The sequence below is a fragment of the Streptococcus sp. CL5.50 genome (genome assembly GCF_049738015.1).
GTDB lineage: Bacteria > Bacillota > Bacilli > Lactobacillales > Streptococcaceae > Streptococcus > Streptococcus mitis_CA.
Map to the genome: position 1 here is coordinate 95,722 of NZ_JBKOTR010000003.1, position 15,318 is coordinate 111,039.

A 15,318-nucleotide genomic window follows, 5' to 3' on the forward strand; every position below is an offset into this window, starting at 1 on the left:
GAAAAAAGGAACCTGCCAACAGCAAGGTTCCACGAAAAATGGGTAGTCTCCACCCTTTCACCGTCTAACCTTAGCTGCCTCTCTGGACTGCTTTAAAGGTTTTTTACTATTCTATTATTTCTACTAGCACTTGTCAAGTAAAAACATGGCAACTAAAGAGCTCTAGGAGAAAAGCTAAACCTAGCGACGCGATGAACGCCGGGTTGTTTGGTTTTGATTGCCCTCTTCCTCCAGCTTTTTCCTTTCCTCTTCTAGTTTATTCTGCTGTTCTTCCAGTCTTTTCTTCTCTTCCTCTTTTTGTTTCTTCTCAGCTTCCTTAGCCTCTTGTTTGGCTTTTTCCTCAGCTTCCATAATTAATTTATCCGCCACAGTATAACTGTAAATTCCAGCTTCCATGTCGACCACACTTGGTTCTGACAATTGAGGCTTAATCTTACTGTAATAAGGCAATTTCTTACTCATTTCAGAAAGGGGAACCAAAACTTCGTCCGAATCATTCATAGTCAATCGAATTAAATCTGATGTGACCTTGCTTGGGGCTAGTTCCACCTTTTGGATAGCAGACTTGAGTTCGGGGCTAATTTGAGAAAGTTCTGAGGTAAAGGTCTTGATTTGTTCGCTGTCATTAAAGAAAACTGATATATAAGTTTCTGGCAGACTCACCAAACTGACCGAACTGGTCTCAAGCTGACCGCTTGAAAGGATTGGATAATGACTTTCTCCAGAAACATAGTAGGCCACAATATCATATTCCTTAACCTTGATAGTAAACTTGGTTGGAAATTGATAGACAAGCTGAGCTGATTCAACCCAATAATTAGACTTGATCTGCTCTTCATATTTTGCCTTGTCTAGCAGAAGGTTAATCGTATAATCCGAATCCTGAATGCCTGAAGCCTGTCGAATATCATCAGCTGTAGTTTGCACTGTTCCCTCAACACGAATATCCTTCATGGTCGCATAAGGGCTGAGCAAGTATGCAGAGACAACCAATAAAAGCAGACTGAGAAACAAAATCGAGATAGCCCGCCAGATATGAACTCCTGGAATTTTCGGTTTGACCGGTTTTTCCTTTACAGGCTTTTTCTCTATTTTTTTATCCTGTTTATTCTGTTTCTTTGGCTCTTTAGATTTTGGTTCTTCTTTGGGTACTTCTTTTTTGACGTCTTCTGACTCTTCTACTTTTTCTTCAGACTCTTCCTTAGCTGATTTTGAGTCTTTTGGATCAGATTCACTCTCTTGCTCCTCGGTTGCATCTGACTTTTCAGATTTTGAAGCCATTCGAGCTTGTCTTTCCTTTTCCTTCTCCTCAGCTAGGGCCGCCTCTTCTTCAGCCTTCTTTTTTAGATATTCCTGGTTTCGTTTCTGCCATTCTGATAACTCTTTAAATTCTTCGAGGATTTCTTTGCCCTCTTTTTTCTTATCTTTTGACATTTACTTTCCTTATGATAAATCTTTTTTCAACAATTGATAAAAATCTGCTAGAGATTTCAATTCCTTTGAAGCCTTCATCTTAGCTTGGTAACCTTCCTTGTGGCTTAGTAAGTGAGAAAGCTTCTCTTCCAAACTATCCAAGGTCAAATCGCTTTCTTGAAGCTCTTCTGCATAGCCTTTTTTTACAAAGTAGGCTGCGTTCTCAATCTGATCTCCACGACTAGCTTCACGACCAAGTGGCACAATAACATGCAATTTTGCCATGGCTAAGAGCTCAAAAATCGTATTGGCACCACCTCGTGTCACAACAATATCAGCCAATTCCATCAAGGGTTGATAGAGATTGGTCACATAGTCAACACGAAAAATATTTTGGCTCAACTCATTCAGGCTAGAATCTCCAGTTAGATTGATAATATTGTAGCGCTCTGTCAGTTCTTTCTTATGGTCTGTCACCAATTGGTTAAAGACACGAGCGCCTGCAGAACCACCGACAAACAATATAGTTGGCAATTGGGGATTAAAGTGGGTTTGAATATCCACCAATTCATCTGGTTCTAGAGTATTTTGGTCTGAAACCTTTGTCACTGCTCCCACATGCTCGACCTTAGACAAACTTGAAGATTGCTCAAAGGTTGAATACATCTTCGTCGCAAATTTATAGGCGATTTTATTGGCCAAGCCCATGGACAAGTCAGATTCGTGAATAAAGACTGGCACTCCTGACACACGCGCTGCAATAACAGGCGGTACTGAGACAAAGCCTCCCTTTGAAAAAAGAGCCTTTGGACGAAGTCGTAACATGATAAAGAGCGATTGGACAATTCCCCAACCAACTTTGAAAACATCCAGCATATTTTGCCAAGAGAAATAACGACGCAATTTTCCAGTCGCAATAGAATGGAAGGTGACATCTAGACCTGACTTAAGGATTTCTTGGTGTTCGATACCACGCTTGTCTCCGATATAGTGGACTTCCCAGCCATCTTCGATGAACTTGGGCATTAACAAAAGATTGAGGGTAACGTGTCCAACCGTCCCCCCACCTGTAAAGACAATTTTTTTCATATTATTCCTTTAACTCCGCTACTGTGTCGATAAAGAGGTCGCCACGTACTTCAAAGTTAGCATACATATCCCAGCTGGCATTGGCAGGACTGAGCAGAACCACATCTCCTTGAGTAGCAAGATCGTAAGCCTTGCGGGTCGCATCTGCAATATCAGTCGCATCCACATAAGCGACACCAGCCTTGTCTGCTGCCCGTTTGACACGTTCTGCAGACTGACCGAGGATGACCATCTTCTTAAGTCCAGTAATGTCTGGTACCAATTCGTCAAACTCATTGCCACGGTCCAAACCACCTGCAATCAAAATGACCTTGCTGTTGTCAAATCCTGACAAGGCTTTTTGAGTAGCCAAGATATTGGTTGACTTGCTATCATTATAGAATTTGACACCCTTGATTTCATCCACAAATTGGAGACGGTGTTTGACACCACCAAAAGCTGAAAGAGTTTCTTTGATGCTTTGGTTATCCACACCACGAAGCTTGGCTACAGCAATCGTCGCAAGCGCATTTTCCACATTGTGACTTCCTGGAACTCCGATTTCATTCGCTGCCATGACAACTTCCCCACGGAAGTAGAGCTGACCATCTTCCAGATAAGCTCCATCAACCTTTTCCTGTGTTGAAAATGGTACAACTGTAGCTTGTGTTTTTCTTGCCAATTCTTTTGCCAAGTCTTGGTTAAAGTTCAAGACAAGGATATCAGCCGCTGTCATCTTGTTCTGGATATTCCACTTGGCTGCTACATATTCCTCAAAAGAACCATGATAATCGATATGAGTTGGCATGAGGTTGGTAATAACTGCAATCTCAGGATGGAATTCTTGAACGCCCATGAGTTGGAAAGAAGAAAGTTCCATGACAAGCGTGTCCTTATCTGACGCAGTTTGGGCCACTTGACTAGCTGGATAGCCGATATTCCCTGATAAAAGACCATGTTGACCAGCAGCAGTCAAAACTTCCCCAATCATGGTCGTTGTGGTTGTTTTACCGTTCGAACCTGTGATACCGATAATTGGCGCTTCTGAAATCAAGTAAGCCAATTCCACCTCGGTCAAGACTGGAATTCCCTTGGACAAAGCCTTTTCAATCATGGGATTACTGTATGGGATACCTGGATTTTTCACCATAAGGGCAAACTCTTCATCCAAGAGTTCCAAAGGATGACCGCCTGTGATGACCTTGATCCCTTCTTCCAGCAAACTTTGCGCAGCTGGATTGTCCTCGAATGGTTTCCCATCATTTACTGTCACAATGGCTCCTAGCTTGTCCAACAAACGAGCTGCAGATTCACCAGACTTGGCCAAACCTAAAACAAGGACTTTCTTATTTTTAAATTGATCTATTACTTTCATGTCTCAAACTCCATTTCTACTCTTACTATTTTACCATTTTTATGGAAATAAAAAAGCCACAAAGTGTGTTTGTGACTCTTTCTTCTAACTGAATTTTACCTTATCATCTATGTGATAAATCGGTAACTCGAATGACTTGGTCCACTTGCTCCCAAATCAGAGGATTGTGGGTCGCAATAATAATGGTCCGATTCGGATTTTTTAAAGATTCTAGGATAGAAAGTAATTCCTCAGAGTTTTTGGGGTCTAAAGAAGCGGTTGGTTCATCTGCGAGGATCAAAGGCGGATCCTTTAAAATTATCTTCGCTAATGCAACACGTTGTGCTTCTCCTCCTGATAACTCAAATATAGGTTGCTTCAAATCCAAATAAGAGAGGTTTACACGGTTTAGAGCTTGTTTCATCAAAGAGATTTTCTCTTTTTCTTTCAACTTTTTGCCAACTAAACCCAGATTGAGATTCTCTTTGACGGTTTGGCTTTCAATTAAGCCAAAATCTTGAAATAGATATCCTAAGTAATCTCTAAAGAAAACAGAAGGCTTGATGTCCTTAAGAGAGGTGCCATCATAGATGATTTGTCCTTTGTCATATGGCTCTAATCGTCCAATCATATTCAAGAGTGTTGTCTTACCACAGCCACTTGTACCGATTAAGGCATAAATTTTCCCACCTTCAAAATGAAGATTCGTATCTGAAAATAGCTGACGGCTTCCAAATTTTTTAGATATATTCTTTAGTTCAATCATCCTATTTTCCTTTCATAATTGTCATAGAAACACGAGATTCTTTCTGTGCTTGACAGTAAAGCGTCAGAACTGCACTAACTAGAAAGACTAATAAAGTGAGCAAGCCAATCACCAAGTCTCGACTGCTTAAAATAAAGAAACTAGCACCAAATATAAAACTGGCAAATTGACTAACCATATACTGAGCATGTGTTTCAAAAAATCGTAAACCTGAAATTCGTTTAATCAAGATATCTCGGCGGAATTGCTCGAAATATAGAAGATTGACAGAATAAAAGAGTAACAAGGAACTAGCTATCCCCACAATAGCTCCTAAGATTAAAGTTGCTGTTTCAGTTTGAACTTCATTATAACGAGTTAGATAAACGCTTCTTCTTTCTTTAAGATAGGATACTTGCTCATAAATTCCAGCTTTCTTCAAGAGTTCTAGCCCGCTCTCATATCCTTTGACAAAGATATTATTACCAGCATTGATAGACCACATAGATTTAGAAATGATACTATCACCTATAGATGTTGGAGTAAATACAACTAAAATCGGATCAGTCAAATACTGAGTGGATACAGGATTCTCACCGTTATTATAAACAAACCGCTTTTCTCCAGTTGGAAGATAGCTAACAATCGCTCTCATTTCATACTCTAAAGGAGCGTCTTTATCCTCGCTTGATTTTCCGTAATAGTTCAAACGTTCTTCAAAAATTTTCTTGAGTTCTGCTTCCTGTGAACGAAGAGATTCTGGTAATAAGAGTCCAAATTCCCCTTTTTGAAGATGAGCTAGTTTCTGTCTAGTCTCATCATTTACAGCCACATTTTCCTTGTCCAAATAACTGGGACTAACGTAGAGCGTATTAGCATCTGGACTATAGGTATCCAGTGTCTCTCCTTGTTCATTTTTTCCTTGTTCATTTTTTCCTTGTGGATTTGCAAAATGGAACAGATTATCTTTTACAAATAGAGCCTGTTCTTCTTCGATTGCTTCCTTGGCAAAGGCATACCACTTATTCTGATTTTCTGTATCTTTTACTCTATCACCTAAGCCAAAGGAAATCTGGTAATAGTCTGCTCTGTCCTGCCATGCTTGTTTTGAAATTTCAAGTTCTTTCAATCGTTGGTAAGACGTCAAGCCTGTCTTAACAGCGTAGCCTACTGTAAAGACAGCAACTAACTGACACAATAGGGTTAAAGCCATCAAGCGTTTAAGGGGTAATCTCCCCTTAATAACGGGAACTAATGCTTTATAACTCAAACTCATTAGATAAAGGAGCATTAGTAAAATTGAAATCGCCAATAAAAACAACAGATAGAAACTAATCCCAAAACCATAGGTGGCTAACAAGATAGGATAAAACAAACCTTGACTAAAAAGAACGACTCCCCCACCTAGGAAGGAAAGGAGGGCTGATAGAAGGAGCCACTTGATATCAGTCGATAAAGAATGCCCCATGATGGATAAGAGAGTCTGACCAGAAAAGAGTTTTATACATGCTGCTCTCATTTCCTTAATCCGAGTGATAATCACTAAAGCAAAGAAAGAGAAGCCAAATATTGCTAAACTAATTAAAATAAGGGGAATTAGTAACATTCTAAAAGCAAGAGAATAGGGCGGTGTCTTTCGGTCAGGAATTGCTTTATAACCCAAATCTCCTAATTTATCGGCAAGCTTTTCTTTCGTCAAGGAGCCTGACAAAAGGAGATAACTATTTAGCGGATCACTACGTTCACGACTTTCTTGGCTAGCTTCTTGGAATTGTTTTGGTAAAGTTCCCTGACCATAAGTTGCATAAGTAAAGTGAGTCGTCCCATCCTTACTCGGCTCTACAATTCTCCTAGCTATTAAACTCTGTTCGGAGTTTGCAAACTTCTCCAATTCCTGTTCAAATACCTCACGCGTCGGTTCCTGAGTATCTTTTTTGACACGAAGTAAGGAGACGGAATCATAGCTTGCATATAAATATTGTGGCGCACGTAAGACAATAATCCAAACAAGGAAGAAGCTGAGAAAAAAAGTTGATAATAATATGAATAGTTTCTTCATAGTAGACTCCTTGTATAAGAGAATAACTCTATAGAAAGAAATTTTACATTTTATAAATTCTTAGAATTATTCTCCTAGTTTAATCCATCACACCCTGAGCAACAAAACAACAAATTTAATCCTTTCTTAGTTTGAAATCGGTTTCTTATAACTTAAGTATATCACTTTCTATATAATCTATCAACATATTTTACTAAGGTGTCATTAGTAATGAAGTTTTACAATTTCCTAAAAAATAGATGACATTAGCGGATTTTATTCCAGTTTCCGCCTTTATACTTTACAAGCAAAAGAGATGATGTTATAGTAAAAGACAATTCAAACTATTGTAAAATTTCTACAAAAAAAGAGAGCCGAAACTCTCTTCTTTATCTTCTTTTACTTTTACTGACCGACATGAGGGTAATATCTCGCAAGCTAAAGTATGCTAGGAAGAGCATGGCGATTGCGATAAAGAATTCTGTCGGTAGCTGAAAGATTTGCAGAACTGACAACATCAGTAAAATCAAGAGTGCTACGAAAGCAAAGACGACAAGGACGATATTAACTGTCCCTTTAATGCTTTGTGGTGTCGCAAATACATAGAGTAGTAATAAGAGGAGTCCTATGATTAAATAAACCATCTTTATCTCTTTCTAGCTCTTATTCAGCTGATTTTTTCTTCTTGTTAGCTTTCTCACGCTCTGCCTTGTTAAGGATTTGTTTACGCAAACGGATAGACTCAGGAGTTACTTCCATGTACTCATCGTCGTTCAAGAACTCAAGAGACTCTTCAAGTGTCAAGATACGAGGAGTCTTGATAACAGCTGTTTGGTCCTTAGTAGCTGAACGGACGTTGGTCATTTGTTTAGCCTTAGTGATGTTAACTGTCAAGTCATTTTCACGAGAGTTTTCACCGATGATCATTCCTTCATAAACCTCAGTACCTGGGTTGACAAAGATCGTACCACGTTCTTCGATAGACATGATTGAGTAAGTTGTAGCCTTACCAGCATCGATAGAAACAAGGGCACCACGGTGACGACCACCAATTTCCCCTGGAATCAATGGCAAGTATTGATCGAAGGTATGGTTCATGATACCGTAACCACGAGTCATTGACAAGAACTCAGTTGAGTATCCAATCAAACCACGCGCTGGAACAAGGAAGACCAAACGAGTTTGACCATTACCAGTTGAAATCATATCCAACATTTCACCCTTACGTTCAGAAAGGCTTTGGATAACAGAACCTTGGTATTCTTCTGGAGTGTCGATTTGAACACGTTCAAATGGCTCACATTTAACACCGTCGATTTCTTTTACGATAACTTCTGGACGAGATACCTGAAGTTCATAGCCCTCACGACGCATTGTTTCGATAAGGATTGACAAGTGCAATTCTCCACGTCCTGAAACAGTCCATTTATCTGGTGAATCAGTTGGGTCAACACGAAGGGAAACGTCTGTTTGCAATTCTGCCTGCAAGCGTTCTTCCACCTTACGAGAAGTCACCCATTTACCTTCTTTACCAGCAAATGGTGAGTTGTTGACCAAGAAAGTCATTTGAAGAGTCGGCTCATCGATGTGTAGGATTGGAAGAGCTTCAATTGCGTCTGTCGGAGTAATGGTTTCACCGACAAAGATATCTTCCATACCTGAAACGGCAATCAAATCACCTGCTTTGGCTTCTTGGATTTCACGACGTTCCAAACCAAAGAAACCGAAGAGTTTTGTAACACGGAAGTTTTTAGTTGTGCCGTCAAGTTTAGAAAGGGTAACTTGGTCCCCAACCTTAACAGTACCACGGAAGACACGCCCGATACCGATACGACCAACGAAGTCATTGTAGTCCAAAAGTGACACTTGGAACTGCAAAGGCTCATCTGAGTTATCTACTGGAGCTGGGATATGGTCGATAATTGTGTCAAAGATTGGTGCCATAGTAGCTTCTTGGTCAGCTGGATCATCTGACAATGAAGAAGTTCCGTTGATCGCTGAAGCATACACCACTGGAAAATCAAGCTGGTCGTCATCTGCACCAAGCTCGATGAAAAGTTCCAAGACTTCGTCCACTACTTCAGCTGGACGAGCTGATGGTTTATCGATTTTATTAACAACTACGATTGGGACAAGATCTTGTTCCAAAGCTTTTTTCAATACAAAACGAGTCTGTGGCATGGTTCCTTCGTAGGCATCTACGACCAAGACAACACCGTCAACCATTTTCATGATACGCTCAACTTCTCCACCGAAGTCCGCGTGTCCTGGTGTATCCATGATGTTGATACGAGTTCCGTTGTAGGCAACGGCTGTATTTTTAGCAAGGATGGTAATTCCACGCTCTTTTTCGATATCGTTTGAGTCCATAGCACGCTCTGCCAATTCAGTACGTGCATCAAGCGTTTCTGATTGTTTCAATAATTCGTCAACGAGGGTTGTTTTACCGTGGTCAACGTGGGCGATAATCGCAATGTTACGGATATCTTCTCTTAATTTTGTCATGATTTCCTCTATAATATTCAAAATTTATTTTCTAACTGAGCAATTATACCATAATTTCAGGTAAATAACATAATTCAAGCAAGTGTAAATGTTTTCACTCTGCTTTTCTTTTCACGTCAAGCCTTTTCAAAGCAAGCGACTTATGATAAGATAGGCACAGTATGCGTTTAGATAATTTATTAGCCCAAGAAAAAATCAGCCGAAAGGCCATGAAACAAGCCTTACTTAAAGGAGAAATTCTAGTCGATGGTTGCCCAGCCCGCTCCCTAGCCCAAAATATCGATACAGGACTACAGGAACTCCTTTTTCAGGACCAAATCATTCAAGGCTATGAGCACACCTATCTTATGCTTCATAAGCCTGCTGGTGTCGTTACAGCCAACAAAGACAAGAAACTTCCAACCGTCATGGAACTCCTTCCGCCTGACATCCAGTCTGACAAGCTCTATGCCGTCGGCCGACTGGACCGAGATACGACAGGACTCCTTCTCTTGACCGATAACGGTCCCTTGGGCTTCCAACTCCTCCATCCCCAATATCATGTCGATAAGACTTATCAAGTTGAGGTTAATGGACTTCTAACACCTGACCATATCCAAGCCTTTCAAAAAGGAATTGTCTTTTTAGATGGTACTATCTGTAAACCTGCAAGCCTAGAAATTCTATCTGCAAGTCCTTCCCACAGTCAAGCCTCTATTACCATTTCAGAGGGGAAATTTCATCAGGTAAAAAAAATGTTCCTCTCGGTTGGTGTCAAGGTGACTAGCCTCAAGAGAATCCAATTTGGGGACTTCACATTGAACCCAGATTTAGCAGAAGGTAACTACCGCCCTTTGAACCAAAAAGAGTTACAAATCATTAAAAACTATTTAGAGATGAGTCGATAAAACAAAAAAGCTTTAAAATTAAAGCTTTTTTTATTGTTTATCTAAAAACTACTGCGACGGCTACAATCCAGTTAACTACAGAAATCACAATTCCTAAGATATTAAGAATCTTTTCTATTTTATAGTCTAATTGTGACTCTTTTTGGTATGAAATAGCCAAGACCAATCCTATGATACCCAAAATCAGACCCACTATTGGAGAAAGCAAACCAAGGACGATAGATAAGATACCTAAAATAAGTGAAGGTTTTTTCTTTTCTTGTGAATTCATATTATAAAATCTCCTTAAAATTAATATAAATGATGATACCATAAAATGCTAGCTTTATCTATCATTCGACAGATTTTTACAGAATGTTAGCTAGTCTTCACTTTCCCTTTCCAAGAATCCAATCCATAAGAAAGGATATAAATCTCAGAAAAACCTTGTTTTTTCAAGTAAAGGGCTGCATTCGTAACCCGTTGCGCACGTTGGTTTTCGTAAAGAAGGACAGGTTTGTCTTTACGAAGGGCTGCAAGACTAGTTTTCAACTGACTTGAAGGAATATTGCGAGCCCCAAGAATATGTTTTCTGTGGAATTCTGCTGGATCACGCAAATCAATCAATTGACCCGTACGAATCAAGGCTTCAAACTCCTCATTGTCTACAATTTTAGCCGCACGGCGAATACGAAGATAGTTAAAGCCCATCCACGCCAACATTGCTAGTATAAGTGCCCACAAAATCCAAGTAACCATTAGTTCATTTCTCCATTTTTCTCAATATAATCCAATTCTACCTTGTGCTCTCTGCGGAGAACCGCTTCTGCCTCTAGATAGTCTAATTTGTCCATCAACCCTGCATCGTAAATCCGAGAGAGTTCCAACTTCATCAGTTCAATATCATATAAGCGTTTTCCCATGTAAACAATAATACCAAATCGTTTGAGGAATTGCTGCACATCATAGAATGTTTTCATAAGACTCATTCTAGCAAAATTTTGTGTTTTTTTCAAGAAGAGACCCACACAAGAAGTATCACAGAAATTAAAAAAGCTGCATCTTCTGCAGCTTTTTAATCTGGTGGAAAATAGCCCAACTGCTCAGCGATGTGAATCGCCTCCTGCCTGTTAGTCACTCCCAATTTTGAAAAGATATTGGCCAAGTGATTGGAAACTGTACGTTTACTCACATAGACCTTGTCACAGACATCATCAATGGTCAAGCCATTTCTAACCAGTTCTAGTATCTCGATTTCTCGTGGTGTTAACACCTCTACCATCACTTCATCTGAAAAGACCTTACCACCTAGATAAATCTTTTCCAGTTTTTTCACCAACTCATCTGGGTCCATACTTTTGTCCAGAAAGCCATAAGCCCCCATAACTTTAGCTCGGTGTTCATACATTTTTTTACTGTAACCTGTCAAAATCACAACCTTACTAGAACAACCATTGTCGATAATCTCTTGTGCCAAGGTCAGCCCATCATCTTGATACAGACTCGTCAGGTTGATATCAATCAAAATAATGTCGTAGTCATTAAAAGCAATCTCCGAAATAGTCGAAAAATTATCTACTAACTGGACCTTTTTAATGTTTTCCGATAACTCTAAAATCATCTTGATACTTTGGCTAAATAATTTATGATCATCAATTAACAAAATTTTCATAACACAACTCCTTATCAATCGGGAGAGTAATTTCTACACGAAATCTCTTATTATTTTCAAAAATCTGCATTTGACCACCTAAAACACTAATTTTATTAGACATATTTTTCAAGCCATAACCTAAGGATTTTTCTGTTTGAAGGCAGTCATTTTCAGAAATGATAAAAATAGTGTCATCATGCACATCAATCTTCAAAGAAATCGTTCCACCACTAGCGTACTTAACGGCATTGGTCGCCAACTCCTCAACCAGACGATAGGCAATTTTATCGTAAGGAGATAAAAGCCTAAAGTGGGCAGGAAACTGTGTGACGACTTCATTTTCTGCGTGATAGCGCTTGACAATCCGATTAATCAGCCCTTGATACTGGATGTCTAACTGCTCGTCTGTTTCTACCATTGGCTGATAATAATCCATCCGCTCACGAATCCGCTGAACCAACTCCTCTGTCACCAGATTGATCTGTTCACCAAAAGCTTGATTGCTACTATATTTATTGAAATTTTTTATTGCCATCACATTTTGAAGGATTTCATTGTGAAGAAATTCGGAGAACTGTTGTTCTGTGTCTTCATTTGCCAGCAGACTTTTCACCATACGGTTACGCTTTAAAAAGAGAACTTTTACATAATCCCTAGCATCTAGCATTTCAGTAGAACGAAAAAGGCGAATCAATTCTTCCGAACAAATCCCGAACAATAGTAACATGATATTCAAGACCAAAAAGCTCATGTTTAAGTCTAGACGAAAGATGATGAAAATACCTACTAACAAAAACAGAACCAGTAAAAATAAGCGTGAAAAAGCTTTTATATAGGATAATTTCAACTCTGATACCTTTTTTTGAAGAGAGTTAATAATTGTTTTGAGATGCAAAAAAGCAAGTATTCCAATAATCTCAAGATACCAGACTAGGTTCATCACTCCTGAGCCCCTCGTATTGATATACAAAAAGAAATAAGAAAGAGGCAATATTAAAGCTAATATCCACAAATTTCGTCTCTGATACTTGAGTTTACTTTTCAACTCTTTATGATATAAAATCAGTAAAATCAAGGGAACAAGGTTTAAAAAGAAAGACGCAAACAAGGACAGAAATAGAAAAATTGAAGGACTTAATAGATACGAACTAATGGTGATTAGTGTCAACACAAAGGACACACTCAACAGTTCTTCTCCTATTTTCTCTCCCAGAAAGATAATAGACAGAGAACTATACACCAATAAAAAAGAGTTGAGCGGATGAAGAATATCAAAAAAGTGCAACAGGGTGCTTGCAACTCCTTGATTAAATATGGATTGCCAGCTAATGAGAAACATCATCAGGAGCAACCAAAGTTTCAACTCACTATAGCGAAAGGTCACAATATTACAAATATAGCTAAATACAATTAAAGCAATAATCAGCAATAAAACCATCTGCAAGGAAAAATCTGTCGAAAAGTCCAGAGGGATCCTATAATAAATATAAATCATTAAAGCTAGATGATTAAAAATCGTCAACCACCACAATAAAAGTGAGTTTTTCGAGAGCGATTTGACAAACTGTTTCATATGTATCCACTTCCTGAACTACTTTAATATCATTATAACACAATACCAGAATTGTCGGATTGGCAACTCTGGTATTTGACTTAATTTTCAATAATTTGCCAACTTACTCTGTAAGTCACTAGCAGGTAAAGAACAAATAGTAAGACCGCTATTCCCAGATAGGTGATATCAATAGAAATGCTGGTATTAGCGAAATTCTCAAAATAGCCCAAAAGAGCGGTACTCAAGGAAAATGCTAGCGGACCTGCGATAACCAGCGGAACCAAGAAATAACTTAGAATCTGTTGCAAAAGAATAGAGCGATTTTGCTTTCTCTTGTTACCAAGAAGGTATAAGATTTGATAATCATTGACACTATCCAAAGAACTTGTAGAAGTTTGAAGTGACAAGATACTGAGGGAAATAATGATAAAAATAACACTGACAAAAATCATGACAAAGACAATGACGCCCATAAATCCAAGGTAAACCTCAAAAATACTTCCTTTCGTTTGATAGGTGAACGAATTCAACTCTGCTCCATCACGAGTGAAGTAGTATTTTTCAATCCACTGACTCAAGAATGTTTCTACTTCCCGTTTGTCAATGTTTTCTTTGAAATTGGCAACATAGGTCGTGTGGTCTTCCGTCAATCCAACTACTACCTTATCTGGTACAATCAAGGTTCCTGCGTCATTTAGACCTACTGAAGATAAAAAGTAAACTGTTTCAAGTGGCTTTGAAGAGGCAAGGTTGAGAGAATGACCGTTAATCATGAGGGTTTTGGTCGTTGATAGAAAGTCCTGGATCTGCTTGGCAGTTCCTTTATAGTTGGCATTGACCAGAAATTGGTTATCTGCCAAGTCAACCGCTTTTTCCCCTTGCAGTTTGCGGAGATGATTGTAGGCAGAAATTCCTAAAATCGGTACTTTTGATTCAGGAAGTTTCTTATCATGCTCCCAGAGATTGCTGGTATCAATCAAATCTTTATAGATTACATCACTAGAATAGCTAGGATAGCTGTACTCTTCTTTGATGAAATTAAAGTCAAAGCCATCGGCTTTCAATCTGTCTTTGACAGATTCCTGAGAAAATTGAAACTCTTTACCACGGTAGAGATTGACAGTTACATCATAAGGTGAGTATTTGTTCAGCTCTCGGTTCATAGTCGTATAGGCACTACCACTAAAAACGAGTAAGCTGAGAGCCAGTGTCAAGGTCAAGGATAAGACAGCCAACGTGACCGAATTACTATCAGCTTGTTTTGAAAATTGACGGATTTTAAAAGTGTTTAGTTTGTTATAGTAGGTTTGAGGCAGTTTTCTAAGGGAAATCAAGACAAAATGGCTTAAAGTATTGTAAAACAAAATCACAAAAATCACGAAGACAGATACCAGCAAGATACCCCAGCTTTTCAAGAATGATAGATGGTGATAGTCTGAAAAATAGAGAGCACCAAAACCGATAACAGCTGTCGAAAGAATAAAGAGAAGTGCTTGAAGAACTGGCTTGCCTTTTGCCAAGACAGATTTCTTGACCCCATTCTCTTGAATAAGTGCAATGATATTTTGCTTTCTAAAGGTAAGAATGTCCATGACACCAACAATAAAACTGGTTACCAAATAGGAATAAACTAGTAAGATGACAGACTTGCTATCAAAGAAAAGCAGACTACCAAAGTAATTAGCCATAAAAAACTCAGATGCAATCTTAGCTAGAATGACCAGTAAGATCAATCCAAGCAAGAAACCTAGAATCAAGGAAAAGATATTGACCAGCATGGTTTCAAAGAACAGGGTACGGATAATCTGCTTCTTCTTCATTCCCAGCGTTGCATAAAGTCCCAGCTCTTTCTTGCGCCGTCCCAGCACAAAATTTGTAGCGTAAACGATGAGAAAGGCAATCGCCGATAGAATCAGATAGGAAAGCAAGCCCATGTACTGGCTCATCACCGTCGTCAACATTTCCTTTGCCCCTGATAAACTTTGCATCACTGGATGGCTTGGTAAAGCATTAAAAGCGTAGAGCAAGCTATAAATCAATGTCAGACTGAAAAAATAGATGGTATAAGTCTGTAAATTTCGAAATACATTTCGTAAAATCAATTTTGGATACATACTCTC

The 15,318-nt window shown here is 38.9% G+C and carries 15 protein-coding genes; 2 read left to right on the forward strand and 13 right to left on the reverse strand.

The annotated features are described in order from the left end of the window. Positions 1-180: 180 nt before the first annotated feature. The 7 genes from ACLNCV_RS02885 to typA form a co-directional block, all read right to left on the reverse strand. Entirely contained in the window at positions 181-1,434 is a 1,254-nt protein-coding gene (locus ACLNCV_RS02885) for a cell division protein FtsQ/DivIB (RefSeq protein ID WP_424844841.1), read from the reverse strand. Positions 1,435-1,443: 9 nt separating this feature from the next. Further along, positions 1,444-2,502, reverse strand: coding sequence for a UDP-N-acetylglucosamine--N-acetylmuramyl-(pentapeptide) pyrophosphoryl-undecaprenol N-acetylglucosamine transferase (locus tag ACLNCV_RS02890; protein WP_261034481.1), 1,059 nt, complete (start codon positions 2,500-2,502; stop codon positions 1,444-1,446). A gap of 1 nt (position 2,503) precedes the next feature. Next, the gene (gene murD / locus ACLNCV_RS02895) at positions 2,504-3,856 is read right to left on the reverse strand and encodes a UDP-N-acetylmuramoyl-L-alanine--D-glutamate ligase (RefSeq protein WP_424844842.1); all 1,353 of its coding nucleotides are present in this window, start codon (positions 3,854-3,856) and stop codon (positions 2,504-2,506) included. Positions 3,857-3,959: 103 nt separating this feature from the next. Continuing rightward, positions 3,960-4,601, reverse strand: a complete 642-nt coding sequence (locus ACLNCV_RS02900) for an ABC transporter ATP-binding protein (protein WP_000571283.1) — start codon at positions 4,599-4,601, stop codon at positions 3,960-3,962. Position 4,602: 1 nt separating this feature from the next. Further along, positions 4,603-6,639: a bacteriocin-associated integral membrane family protein gene (locus ACLNCV_RS02905; protein ID WP_261125949.1), complete on the reverse strand. Its 2,037-nt coding sequence runs from the start codon at positions 6,637-6,639 to the stop codon at positions 4,603-4,605. Positions 6,640-7,007: 368 nt separating this feature from the next. Then, the gene (locus ACLNCV_RS02910; RefSeq protein ID WP_000262675.1) at positions 7,008-7,262 is read right to left on the reverse strand and encodes a DUF3165 family protein; all 255 of its coding nucleotides are present in this window, start codon (positions 7,260-7,262) and stop codon (positions 7,008-7,010) included. Between the two features lie 19 nt (positions 7,263-7,281). Further along, positions 7,282-9,123 (reverse strand): translational GTPase TypA, encoded by a 1,842-nt coding sequence (gene typA, locus ACLNCV_RS02915; RefSeq protein WP_000164108.1) that lies wholly within the window; start codon positions 9,121-9,123, stop codon positions 7,282-7,284. Between the two features lie 161 nt (positions 9,124-9,284). On the opposite strand from typA, the gene ACLNCV_RS02920 reads away from it, so the two are divergent. Beyond that, positions 9,285-10,010 carry a 16S rRNA pseudouridine(516) synthase gene (locus tag ACLNCV_RS02920; protein ID WP_125454751.1) on the forward strand — a complete coding sequence of 242 codons (726 nt, stop codon included), beginning with the start codon at positions 9,285-9,287 and terminating at the stop codon, positions 10,008-10,010. A 37-nt stretch (positions 10,011-10,047) separates the two neighbouring features. Here the strand turns inward: ACLNCV_RS02920 and ACLNCV_RS02925 are convergent, their stop codons facing one another. From ACLNCV_RS02925 to ACLNCV_RS02945, 5 genes are all read right to left on the reverse strand, one after another. Beyond that, positions 10,048-10,281, reverse strand: a complete 234-nt coding sequence (locus tag ACLNCV_RS02925; protein ID WP_024057696.1) for a hypothetical protein — start codon at positions 10,279-10,281, stop codon at positions 10,048-10,050. 86 nt (positions 10,282-10,367) lie between these two features. Then, positions 10,368-10,748: a rhodanese-like domain-containing protein gene (locus ACLNCV_RS02930; protein ID WP_000259256.1), complete on the reverse strand. Its 381-nt coding sequence runs from the start codon at positions 10,746-10,748 to the stop codon at positions 10,368-10,370. Next, positions 10,748-11,017 carry a YqgQ family protein gene (locus ACLNCV_RS02935; RefSeq protein WP_261121256.1) on the reverse strand — a complete coding sequence of 90 codons (270 nt, stop codon included), beginning with the start codon at positions 11,015-11,017 and terminating at the stop codon, positions 10,748-10,750. The genes ACLNCV_RS02930 and ACLNCV_RS02935 overlap by 1 nt, the downstream gene beginning before the upstream one ends. Positions 11,018-11,064: 47 nt before the next feature. Next, positions 11,065-11,661 carry a response regulator transcription factor gene (locus ACLNCV_RS02940; RefSeq protein ID WP_000698198.1) on the reverse strand — a complete coding sequence of 199 codons (597 nt, stop codon included), beginning with the start codon at positions 11,659-11,661 and terminating at the stop codon, positions 11,065-11,067. Further along, the gene (locus ACLNCV_RS02945; protein ID WP_424844843.1) at positions 11,642-12,490 is read right to left on the reverse strand and encodes an ATP-binding protein; all 849 of its coding nucleotides are present in this window, start codon (positions 12,488-12,490) and stop codon (positions 11,642-11,644) included. The genes ACLNCV_RS02940 and ACLNCV_RS02945 overlap by 20 nt, the downstream gene beginning before the upstream one ends. A 414-nt stretch (positions 12,491-12,904) precedes the next feature. Here ACLNCV_RS02945 and ACLNCV_RS02950 point away from each other — a divergent pair, with 414 nt between their 5' ends. After that, the gene (locus tag ACLNCV_RS02950) at positions 12,905-13,057 is read left to right on the forward strand and encodes a hypothetical protein (RefSeq protein WP_265476185.1); all 153 of its coding nucleotides are present in this window, start codon (positions 12,905-12,907) and stop codon (positions 13,055-13,057) included. Positions 13,058-13,296: 239 nt separating this feature from the next. On the opposite strand, the gene ACLNCV_RS02955 is transcribed toward ACLNCV_RS02950, so the two are convergent. Next, positions 13,297-15,312, reverse strand: a complete 2,016-nt coding sequence (locus ACLNCV_RS02955) for an FtsX-like permease family protein (protein WP_203180510.1) — start codon at positions 15,310-15,312, stop codon at positions 13,297-13,299. Positions 15,313-15,318: the final 6 nt, after the last annotated feature.

What these genes read in the sequence shown, in the direction of transcription:
- ACLNCV_RS02925 (WP_024057696.1), bottom strand. Translation starts at nt 10,281, where the DNA reads ATGAATTCACAAGAAAAGAAAAAACCTTCACTTATTTTAGGTATCTTA.
- ACLNCV_RS02950 (WP_265476185.1), top strand. Translation starts at nt 12,905, where the DNA reads ATGAAGAATATCAAAAAAGTGCAACAGGGTGCTTGCAACTCCTTGATT.
- typA (WP_000164108.1), bottom strand. Translation starts at nt 9,123, where the DNA reads ATGACAAAATTAAGAGAAGATATCCGTAACATTGCGATTATCGCCCAC.
- ACLNCV_RS02920 (WP_125454751.1), top strand. Translation starts at nt 9,285, where the DNA reads ATGCGTTTAGATAATTTATTAGCCCAAGAAAAAATCAGCCGAAAGGCC.
- ACLNCV_RS02905 (WP_261125949.1), bottom strand. Translation starts at nt 6,639, where the DNA reads ATGAAGAAACTATTCATATTATTATCAACTTTTTTTCTCAGCTTCTTC.
- ACLNCV_RS02900 (WP_000571283.1), bottom strand. Translation starts at nt 4,601, where the DNA reads ATGATTGAACTAAAGAATATATCTAAAAAATTTGGAAGCCGTCAGCTA.
- murD (WP_424844842.1), bottom strand. Translation starts at nt 3,856, where the DNA reads ATGAAAGTAATAGATCAATTTAAAAATAAGAAAGTCCTTGTTTTAGGT.
- ACLNCV_RS02955 (WP_203180510.1), bottom strand. Translation starts at nt 15,312, where the DNA reads ATGTATCCAAAATTGATTTTACGAAATGTATTTCGAAATTTACAGACT.
- ACLNCV_RS02910 (WP_000262675.1), bottom strand. Translation starts at nt 7,262, where the DNA reads ATGGTTTATTTAATCATAGGACTCCTCTTATTACTACTCTATGTATTT.
- ACLNCV_RS02940 (WP_000698198.1), bottom strand. Translation starts at nt 11,661, where the DNA reads ATGAAAATTTTGTTAATTGATGATCATAAATTATTTAGCCAAAGTATC.
- ACLNCV_RS02890 (WP_261034481.1), bottom strand. Translation starts at nt 2,502, where the DNA reads ATGAAAAAAATTGTCTTTACAGGTGGGGGGACGGTTGGACACGTTACC.
- ACLNCV_RS02930 (WP_000259256.1), bottom strand. Translation starts at nt 10,748, where the DNA reads ATGGTTACTTGGATTTTGTGGGCACTTATACTAGCAATGTTGGCGTGG.
- ACLNCV_RS02885 (WP_424844841.1), bottom strand. Translation starts at nt 1,434, where the DNA reads ATGTCAAAAGATAAGAAAAAAGAGGGCAAAGAAATCCTCGAAGAATTT.